Here is a 9,251-nt window from a genome sequence, read left to right as displayed (position 1 = left end):
CGAAATTTCGGCCCGCAACAGCCTACTTTCGGTTTGAAGCAGGGTTGTGACCTGCTGTGCCAGATCGCTGACGAGGGTTGCGAGGCCGCGACTTTCCTGATTGTTGGTCATGGGTTCTGCTCCAGGCTTGCGCCTGCCCAGTCGTCGCCGGCCAGATCATCGCCGGCCAAGTCATCGTCGCGCTGGCTGGAGCGGGCCGGCGTCGGGTCGGATGCCTCTGCCGATCGCGTAGCGGACTCATCCGAGTTCGAAACCGTTTCTGAATCCCTGTGTGTTTGCGATCGACTCTGTGTCTCGGCCCGGGCAGATGGCGGCGAGCTCTTGATAAACCGCCCCAGCGCCAAGCCTGCCAATACTGAACCGGCGATCAGCGCTCCTGAGTTTTCGCGGCCGAACGACCGCATCTCGCCAAGAACATCTTCGAATGGTTTGTCCTTCAACGAAGATGAAAAGCGTTCAAGTGCGCCGGCGGCATCAAGGGTGAACTTTGAAGCGGTCCGTTGATCATTATTGGCCAGATGCTCGCTTGCCGCTCGCAACGCTCCGCTAAAGGCCTTTAGGTTGGAGCTGATATCGCGCTGTGTTCCCTCGGCTTTGTTGAATATTTCCTGCTTCGCTTCCGAAGCGTAATCGCCCGCCTTCCTGGTGAGTTCATCGCGAGCGTCATGTAGCGCCTCTGTCGCGGTGTGCGTTTCCTGCTGGAACCGCTCGGACAGTTCGCTTTTGGCTGTTTCGAAATCGGCCGACTTACGGCCCTGATCGTCTTCGCGCTGCATGGTATCTCCTAATGGAATCCGAGGAAGGAGAGGATCGCAAGCACTACGACGACGAGGCCGATGAGATAGATGACATTGTTCATGGTGGCAATCTCCTCCATTGCCTAACGAACTTGCCTGCGGCAAACAGGTTCCATCATTTGGAGCTAAATTAGCAATAGCGCATCAGGCCGGCGAGCCTGTGGACTCTCTTGGAATTCGCACACGCCGTATGGGCGGCCGTGCGGCGCCTCCGCGTTCGGATTTCAAGGGCTCATGGTCAGGAAGTATAATGAAGCACTACGCCTAGGTCACATTAAGATCAAAGCTCACCGGAAGACCGTGGTCTATTGCACGACTAGCGATCATGTTCGCTAGGTCGGAATCAGAGACCGAACATGCCGGAACAATCTGTTTGAGCGCTTTAACGGCGAGCCCTGTCGATATGAAACTATGCCGCCGCCTCCGAACATCTACATACTGTTCGATGAGGTTTTCGAGTTCACGCATGTGCAATCCTTTTTGGACGTCAACTGTGCCAGTTGAACCCAGCTTTAATCCATCCGGAGCAAGGGCTCATTCACATTGTTTAATGGACGAGAATCTTGATGCCGCATTGGCGCGCTGGCGCGTCTTGGCCGAGGCGGTCACCGCGGTTCGTGAAAGAGATTTAGGTAGGTCGCATCAAAGTCGGCCAGTAATGCCAATCGCTGGAAATCCAGGATAACAATCCTCCTGTCTTTCCAGCTAACCAGGTCCTTCGCTCGAAGTTCCTGCAGCGTCCGATTCACGTGAACTACCGATAGACCAAGCACGTCGCCCAATTCCGCTTGCGTCAGTGGAATCGCGAACGTCTGGTCAGAGGCCAATCCAACTATTTCTAAGCGGACATACAACTCGCAAATTACATGTGCGAGATGCTGTTTGGCGGAGCGACGCCCGAGACAGGTTATCCAAGTTCGTTGGATTGAGGCATCGATAGTGGTTGAAAGCCAGAGCATCCGGGTGAGATGTGGACTTCCACCCATTGCTGTGAGCAGGTCTTTGTGTCGAATGAAAACTACATCGCACGAGCCCAGGGCGCTCACGCTGTGATCCATCACTTTGAGCAGTAAACTATGCAGATCGACAAAGTCTCCCGGCACGTGAATTGCCGTTATTTGACGCTTACCTTCTCGAATAGCCTGGTTTCGAACTGCGAAACCATTCGCAATAAGACAGCTTTCGGCGGGGCGGGAACCCTCCCTGACAATCTCCTCATCGGGTCCGAAAGTTACCGGCCGGACCGGAAGAGCCTCAATAAGCGTGATTTCGTCTCGCGGCAGGGTGTCGCGGCGGTCGAGCATGCGAACCAGGAGGTCTTTGCCGAACATCGCGGTGCCTTTTCAGCGTGTCAGGCATCGAGTTCCAGCGGCTCGTGCCAGTTGACGTACCGAAGGTCCCGAGCATCTACGACTTGGCCGCCTGTGGGATACGCATAAATATGGTCGCTCTCATGTTCGACATCTTCGCTATGTCGATTGCCGGTCATGGGCGGCCCTGGTTGTGAAAAGTCCGGTCGTTGTTCGAGATCCGCTCTTGTGTGGTCACGGCGTTTCCGAGCTTCCGAGCCTCCCGATACAGGGTCTCGCGATCAGTGCCGTGTTTGCCAAAAAGCTCGCGGATCTGCGGTATTGAGAGGCCGAACTTGGTAGCGAAATAGCGGAACTCATAGTCTTGGTCGTGCGCGACGCGGTTTCCGTCGCCAGGACCTCTATTGCTCTTGTCGTCGGCCATTTTTGTTCCTCCCTGGCTGGCCTTCAGATCAAACGCAACGCGGATCAGCGTCTTTTGTTGCCGCCTCATATTAGAATCACGTTATGTTCTATTCGACTGATATATGCCCCCACCTGATCATGTGGGTTTCGTGAGGTGCGGCGCCGGCCGGCCGACTTCATTGCGCAGATGTTGTCTTCCTTGGTGGCCAGGCCGCTAAGGTGACGACCGGATTTACGAGGCCACGTTCGACGTCTTCCGCTCGCGGCTCGTCATCAACCTCAATCCCTTTCTGGGTAAGGTGGAGCGGGTAGCGGGAATCGAACCCGCGCGTTCAGCTTGGGAAGCTGACAGGCTACCATTACATCATACCCGCGCAGCAGCCTCGTTACCACGCAAGCCGGCGTTCGGGCAATCGTTAAGCGTGCACTCGTTGCCAGCCGCCCGACTGTTATTCCGCCGTGGCAAGGGTATCGTCTGCGGCAAAGGCCGGCCAGTATTTCGAAATCGCCAGCGTGGCCCCGATGGTAGAAAAATGGCCGTAGTCGAAATAGAGGAACTGGCCTGCGTCGGCGTAGGAGCAGCGTCCTGCACTACATAGGAAATTCAGCGGATCGATAAAGGTGCCGCCTTTGGTAAATGCGCGCACACGGTTGTTGATGTCGGGATCCATGGCCATTGGCCAGGACGTATCATCCAGGTTTTCCCGTTTTGCGAAGAACGCGATTTTCCGAACGTCGGTTATGAACTGTGGAGACTGGCCGATGACAAACACACGCACGCCCAGGCCACGAAGCGTATCGATCGTTTGCTGGAGACCGTCGAAACTTCTGGCCTCGTAGTCGGTCCACCGACCGCTGAGTACAACCGTCTTGATGCCGGCGTCCTGGATGACCTTCAGGGCTTGCTGATTGAACCGCATGCAGTCTGGGCGTCCATAGGAGAAGTAGGAGAGAATTGGGGGACAGCCCGCGTAAGTATATTCGACGATGTTGGCCTGTAGCTGATTTATGTTGGCGTCCAGGCCTGGAACATAGTGGGCGGCGAACGAGTCACCCCACAACAAAACGGTTGTAGGGAAGCCGCGTGTGCGCGTGCAATCCTCGATATTCCAGTTTTCGATCCGGCTGAAGCCCTCGTTGAAACAGGTGCCATTGCCCCAGTCCCCGACAGGAATCCGCTGTTGGACATAGTCTGGAAAGCGTTGCGGAAAGCCGTTGCCGAGCGCCCCGGCCGCCCCGCCAAGGCAAAGAACAGCGATTGCGCCCGCTGAAAAGGCGAAGATGGGCGCCGGGGCGGTGAAGCTCCTTTTCTGCCGAAACGGCTGCTCGACGTACTTCCAGGAAAACGCAGCCAGCGCGAAGCTTGTTGCTGTCAATGCAACGGTCATCGACGGGTCGAGTTCTTCTAGTGAGAGATAGTGCGCGAACGCATTGATCGGCCAGTGGACAAGATATAGCGAATAGGAGATGAGGCCGATCCAGACCAGTGGTCGGACTTCGAGCAGGCGGGTAACGATCGTCGAGGGGCTGTTTTGGCCAACATAGATAAGCAGGACCGTTCCGACGCAAGGATACAAAGCGTTGTAGCCCGGGAACGGGTCGCTCTCCGAGATCATGAAGAACCCGATGGCAAGAAGGCCAAATCCGGCCAACCCGAGCAGTTCCATAAGAAACCGGCTGCTCAAGGGCGGGGGGCGTTTCAGCATAAGCACGGCGCCCAGCATGAGCTCCCAGATCCGTGTCGGCAGCAGGTAGAACCCCGCGTTTGGCGCCAGCCACGTCGCCATGACCGCCAGCACGAAGCTGCCGAGGATGATCGGCAGGAGTATCGTCAGCCAGCGTTTGCCAAAATAGCGGTAGATCAGGAACATCAGGATGGGGGCAAAGATATAGTACTGCTCCTCGACCGAAAGCGACCACGTGTGCAACAGCGGTCGGAGCTCGGCATCGATCGAGAAGTAATTTGACGTTTTCCAGAAATAGATGTTCGACCAGAAAGTCGAAGCCGCTACGACGCTGAGACTGAATTCATGCAGATCCGACGGCAGAAGAATGAACAAGGCCGCAATACAGGTGAGAAGCGTGACAAAGATCAGCGCCGGCAGGATGCGCCGGGCGCGGCGCCAGTAGAAGCTGACGATCGAAAACTGGCCGCGTTCGAGGTCGTCCAGAAGGCTTCCGGTGATCAGGTAACCAGATATGACGAAGAAGATATCGACGCCGGTAAAGCCGCCTGGAATCGCCGAGATGCCGAAATGGAAGAGCACAACCGGCAGTACCGCAACGGCCCGAAGACCATCGATATCGCGCCTGTATCTCATTCAAGAAGCCTGTGTTCCAAGAAGCCATGTGTTCGCAAGTCAGGGTGAGGCAGCGCAGTCCGTCCAGGGCCGGGCGATGAGTCTGGCAGTTCGATATCAACTGGTTACCCTCTGTCGTTCAGTTTTGCTGCACTGCAACATAAGTGTCAAGAGCACAATTCGACAAAGCGCCGACCGGAGCAACTGAGCGATCACCTTGATGCCGGGCGGCCAAGTGCGTATTTCTGGAGCTGTGCCCGAATCGAGGCAACCGAATCGAGGCAACCGAATCTGGAGACACGCCTTGTCCGCACTGACGCGCTTTCTCGGCGACACGCCGCTCCGGGTGCTCCTGAAGCTGCTGGTGCTATCGTTCCTCGTCGGCCTTGTCATGAACGCGTTCGGCTGGTCGCCGATGGATGTGCTCTACGGCATCCGCAATGTCTTCATTGATCTCTGGAACCTGGGCTTCCGCGCCATTGACCGTTTCCTCGGCTACATCCTGCTGGGCGCGGCGATCGTCATTCCGGCCTTCATCCTGCTCAGGATCGCCAACTATCGAAAGTAGAACATGACCCCGAGCCCGAAGGTCGGCGTAGCAAAAAAAGCCGTTAGGCGAAGCCTGAGGCCGTTTCGAACAGGATGGCATGGCGCGCGGCCAGAGCCGCCACGTCAGTCGAATAGCCGCCGCCGATAACGCCGCAGACCGGGATGCCGAGCGCGCGGAAATGACGGATCACCATGTCGTCGCGGGCACGCAGCCCGTCGTTCGAAAGCGACAACCTGCCAAGCCGGTCCTCGGCATGAACGTCGACCCCGGCATTGTAGAAAACGATGTCCCAGCGCGCCCTGGCGGTGAGTTCCGGCAGGATGCCGCCCAGCCTTTCGAGATACGCCGCATCGCCGGTGCCGTCGGGCAGGTCGATGTCGAGGTCGGAAGCGATCTTGCGCGTCGGATAGTTGCGGTCGCCATGCATGGAAAAGGTGAAAACGCGCCGTTCATCGCCCAAAATGTCGGCCGTGCCGTCGCCCTGATGCACGTCGAGATCGACGATCAGGATATTGCCGGCGGCTGCTTCGGCAAGCAGCACCAGTGAAGCCACGGCAACATCGTTGAAGGTGCAGAAGCCGGCGCCTTGCGCGCGCCGCGCATGATGGCTGCCGCCGGCGGTATTGCAGGCGATGCCGCTCAGCAACGCCAGCCGCGCCGCCAGCACGGTGCCACCCGCTGCGAGCTGCGCCCTGAGAGAGACGCGCGGGCCTATCGGAAAGCCGATCTCGCGCTCGATTTTTTCCGGCACTTCGCAGGCCAGCACCTGGTCGACATAGCCGGCGGCATGGGCAAGTTTCAGCCATGATGCCGGGGCCGGCTCGGGCATGTTAAGCGCGGCGTGGCCGGCCAGTCCGCGCGCGCCCAAGGCTTCCATCAGCAGCTTGTATTTGCTCATCGGGAAGCGATGGTTGACGGCAAAACCGGCGTCGTAGTCGGGATGATGAACGATCTGCAGGGGCATGAGCGGCAGCTGCGACAGGCGGGTTTCGGTTGGCCGTGGTTGGATGAGTGGTACGAGGCGTCCGGAAACTGGGCCACATCGGCTGTTCGATCAAGCCGCAATGGGGGAGCGGATCCCGGATCAGGTGTCGGAAACGACCAACGGCAGGTCCTTCTCGGGTTAAAGCGGCTTGGACGCCCATCGGTCGAGGCTGCTATCGCGCAACTCGCGCAGCGACTTGAGCCGTTGCATATCCGCAAAACGCGCCATCCCCGCGAGAATGCGGCCCGGCAATGCCGGCCCGGCATAGATCATGCCGGTGTAGAGCTGGACGAGATCGGCGCCGGCGCGGATCTTTTCAAGTGCCGTCTCCGCGGAATCGACGCCGCCGACGCCGATGATGGCGGGGTCCGGGCCAAGCAGTTTGCGCATCTTTGCCAGCACGATGGTCGAACGCTCGAATAGCGGTTTTCCCGAAAGCCCGCCGGTCTCGCCGGCGAGATCGGCGCTGCGCAGCCCCGGCCGCGCGATGGTGGTGTTGGAGACGATGACGCCGTCTATTGCTTTCTCGACGACCTCGGCGGCGATATCCTCCAGTTCGGCCTCGACCAGGTCCGGCGCGATTTTTAGAAAGATGGCCGGCTGCGCGGCCGCTGCCGCACGTGCGGCCATGACGCGCGACAGCAGCTCGCCAAGCTGTTCACGCGCCTGCATGTTGCGCAGGCCCGGCGTGTTCGGTGAGGAGACGTTGACCGTCAGATAGCTGGCGTAGGGCGCGAACCTGGCAACGCCGCGTTCATAGTCATTGACGCGGTCGGTGCTGTCCTTGTTGGCGCCGATATTGACGCCGACGATGCCGGCGCGGCCCTTGCGGGCGGCAAGCCGTTTTTCGGCGGCCGCGTGGCCCTCATTGTTGAAGCCCAGCCGATTGATCACCGCCTCGTCCGATGGCAGCCGGAAGATGCGCGGCTTCGAGTTGCCGGCCTGCGGCAGCGGCGTAATCGTGCCGATCTCGGCAAAGCCGAAGCCAAGGCCAAGCAGCGCATCGGGAACCTCGGCGTTCTTGTCGTATCCGGCAGCCATGCCGAGCGGATTGGGGAAATCGATGCCGCAGACGCTGACTTTCAGCCTTTCGTCGCGCACAGGGCGCCGGGCGACCGGCAGCCCGCATTTCAGCGCGGCGATCGACAAGCCGTGGGCGGCTTCCGGATCGAATGCGAACAGGAACCTCTGGCCGAGCCGGTCGAGCACACTCATCCGGCCTCCAGCGTCGGAAATTGGTGCAGGCCATCGGTGCCGAGCGGCAATGATTGCACCCAGAGGACGGCCTTGAGGTCGAGCGGGCCGTAAAGATGCGGGAACAGCGCACCGCCGCGCGAAACCTCGTATTTCAGCGCATCACCGAGTTTGGCGCCATCGACGGCGACCAGCAGCAGCCCGATCTGGCCGGCAAAGTGTTTGGCCGTCGTTTCCCTGACCTGGCCGGCGGTGGAAAAATGAATGAAGCCGTCGGCGACATCGATCGGCGCGCCGGTGAAGCGGCCATTTCTTTCGGCCTCGCGCCACAACGCTTCAGGCACTATCTTGTAGATAATCTGAGACATGGTTGCGCTATAGTCCGAACCAGCCATACGGGAAAGAGCGGGCCAGGGTTCTTCCCCATTTCCGGCGCAAACATGCGATAAATTGCACTTACTGGCCTATGGAGGACAATATGCGTCCGCAGCACGTCTTGATCCCCGCCGCTCTCGTGTCGCTCGTCGCGGCATCAGCTTTTTCCGAGGAAGCCAGCCGCTACCGGTTGGAAAAGTCGGCCACCGGCTATGTCCGCATGGACACGCAGACCGGTGCGATGTCGGTCTGCGAGGAGCGTTCCGGCCAGCTCGTCTGCAAGATGGCGGCCGATGAACGCGCCGCCTTCCAGGACGAGATCGACCGGCTGCAAAATTCGGTGAAGGCGCTCGACCAGCGCGTCGTCAAGCTCGAGAACTCGCTTGCCGCCCGCTTTGAGTCGACATTGCCCAGCGAGGAGGATTTCAACAAGACGATGAGCTATATGGAGCGCTTCCTGCGCGGCTTCATCGGCATCGTCAAGGACATGGAAAAGGACATCGGCGAGGATGCCGTCAGGCCCAATCCGCAAAAAACCTGAGCACCATTCACCGGGGAAACCCGGCGCACCGGCTTGCCGCTTGAAAACGGCTGATATCGCCGCATAATCGTTCGACTGATCCCGTAAGAAGCAGACAATCATCAATGGGATCCGGGGAGGGCCATGTGCCGTCAGGCTATACTTTCGTCATCGCTGACGATCATCCGCTTTTTCGCGGCGCGCTGAGAGAGGCGCTTGCCGGCATCGGCGACGTCGCCGGCATTCATGAGGCCGGCGATTTCGAAAGCGCCAAGGCGCTGGTCGTGGCCAATGAGGACGTCGATCTGGTGCTGCTCGACCTGTCCATGCCGGGCGCGAGCGGCCTTTCCGGTCTGATCTCGCTGCGCGGCATCCATCCGACGGTGCCGCTGGTGGTGGTGTCGGCGCATGACGATCCGGTGACCATCCGGCGCGCGCTCGACCTCGGCGCTTCGGGCTTCATCTCCAAATCGGCCAGCATGGAGGAGATCCGCAGCGCTGTGCAGTCGGTGCTTGCCGGCGACATCGCTGCGCCCACCGGAATCGATCTCGGCGTCGAGCGCGATCCCGAGATATCCGATCTGATCAAGCGGCTGCAGACGCTGACGCCGCAGCAGACGCGCGTGCTCGGCATGCTGGCCGAAGGTCTGCTCAACAAGCAGATCGCCTACGAGCTCGGTGTCTCCGAAGCGACGATCAAGGCGCATGTCTCGGCCATTCTGCAGAAGCTTGGCGTCGACAGCCGCACCCAGGCGGTGATCCTGCTGTCCAAGATCGGCAGCGACCCGCTGGCGGCGGCCGGCTGACGCTCCCGC

10 protein-coding genes and 1 tRNA gene are annotated in these 9,251 nt (G+C 59.6%); 3 read left to right on the top strand and 8 right to left on the bottom strand.

Features of this window, described 5'->3' with window-relative positions; all coding sequences use genetic code 11:
* Window positions 1-107: 107 nt before the first annotated feature.
* The 5 genes from AC0L16_RS22900 to AC0L16_RS22880 form a co-directional block, all read right to left on the bottom strand.
* Window positions 108-776 (bottom strand): hypothetical protein, encoded by a 669-nt coding sequence (locus AC0L16_RS22900; protein ID WP_473623414.1) that lies wholly within the window; start codon window positions 774-776, stop codon window positions 108-110.
* Window positions 777-1,402: 626 nt separating this feature from the next.
* Window positions 1,403-2,128 (bottom strand): Crp/Fnr family transcriptional regulator, encoded by a 726-nt coding sequence (locus AC0L16_RS22895; protein ID WP_258122488.1) that lies wholly within the window; start codon window positions 2,126-2,128, stop codon window positions 1,403-1,405.
* Between the two features lie 154 nt (window positions 2,129-2,282).
* A complete protein-coding gene (locus AC0L16_RS22890; RefSeq protein ID WP_473623413.1) occupies window positions 2,283-2,531 on the bottom strand; it encodes a DUF3606 domain-containing protein in 249 nt (82 codons plus the stop codon).
* Window positions 2,532-2,812: 281 nt separating this feature from the next.
* Window positions 2,813-2,886: transfer RNA gene (locus AC0L16_RS22885), tRNA-Gly, on the bottom strand.
* Between the two features lie 75 nt (window positions 2,887-2,961).
* Window positions 2,962-4,833: an acyltransferase family protein gene (locus AC0L16_RS22880; RefSeq protein ID WP_473623412.1), complete on the bottom strand. Its 1,872-nt coding sequence runs from the start codon at window positions 4,831-4,833 to the stop codon at window positions 2,962-2,964.
* A gap of 283 nt (window positions 4,834-5,116) precedes the next feature.
* Here AC0L16_RS22880 and AC0L16_RS22875 point away from each other — a divergent pair, with 283 nt between their 5' ends.
* On the top strand, window positions 5,117-5,380 hold the full coding sequence (locus tag AC0L16_RS22875; RefSeq protein ID WP_077376719.1) for a DUF6460 domain-containing protein: 264 nt from the start codon (window positions 5,117-5,119) through the stop codon (window positions 5,378-5,380).
* A 43-nt stretch (window positions 5,381-5,423) separates the two neighbouring features.
* Here AC0L16_RS22875 and AC0L16_RS22870 read toward each other — a convergent pair whose 3' ends face one another.
* The 3 genes from AC0L16_RS22870 to AC0L16_RS22860 all read right to left on the bottom strand — a co-directional run bounded on the left by AC0L16_RS22870 (window position 5,424) and on the right by AC0L16_RS22860 (window position 7,909).
* Window positions 5,424-6,326, bottom strand: a complete 903-nt coding sequence (locus tag AC0L16_RS22870; RefSeq protein WP_473623410.1) for a histone deacetylase family protein — start codon at window positions 6,324-6,326, stop codon at window positions 5,424-5,426.
* 159 nt (window positions 6,327-6,485) lie between these two features.
* Window positions 6,486-7,562 (bottom strand): quinone-dependent dihydroorotate dehydrogenase, encoded by a 1,077-nt coding sequence (locus tag AC0L16_RS22865; protein ID WP_473623409.1) that lies wholly within the window; start codon window positions 7,560-7,562, stop codon window positions 6,486-6,488.
* Window positions 7,559-7,909: a DUF952 domain-containing protein gene (locus AC0L16_RS22860; protein ID WP_473623408.1), complete on the bottom strand. Its 351-nt coding sequence runs from the start codon at window positions 7,907-7,909 to the stop codon at window positions 7,559-7,561. Before AC0L16_RS22860 ends, AC0L16_RS22865 begins: the two co-directional genes overlap by 4 nt.
* 110 nt (window positions 7,910-8,019) lie before the next feature.
* On the opposite strand from AC0L16_RS22860, the gene AC0L16_RS22855 reads away from it, so the two are divergent.
* Both AC0L16_RS22855 and AC0L16_RS22850 read left to right on the top strand, forming a co-directional pair.
* Window positions 8,020-8,457: a hypothetical protein gene (locus AC0L16_RS22855; protein ID WP_473623407.1), complete on the top strand. Its 438-nt coding sequence runs from the start codon at window positions 8,020-8,022 to the stop codon at window positions 8,455-8,457.
* Between the two features lie 125 nt (window positions 8,458-8,582).
* The gene (locus tag AC0L16_RS22850) at window positions 8,583-9,242 is read left to right on the top strand and encodes a response regulator transcription factor (protein WP_023803301.1); all 660 of its coding nucleotides are present in this window, start codon (window positions 8,583-8,585) and stop codon (window positions 9,240-9,242) included.
* The last annotated feature ends 9 nt before the right edge of the window (window positions 9,243-9,251 follow it).

It is taken from the genome of Mesorhizobium sp. WSM4848 (genome assembly GCF_055811375.1).
This window is presented reverse-complemented; position numbering and strand designations above follow the sequence as displayed.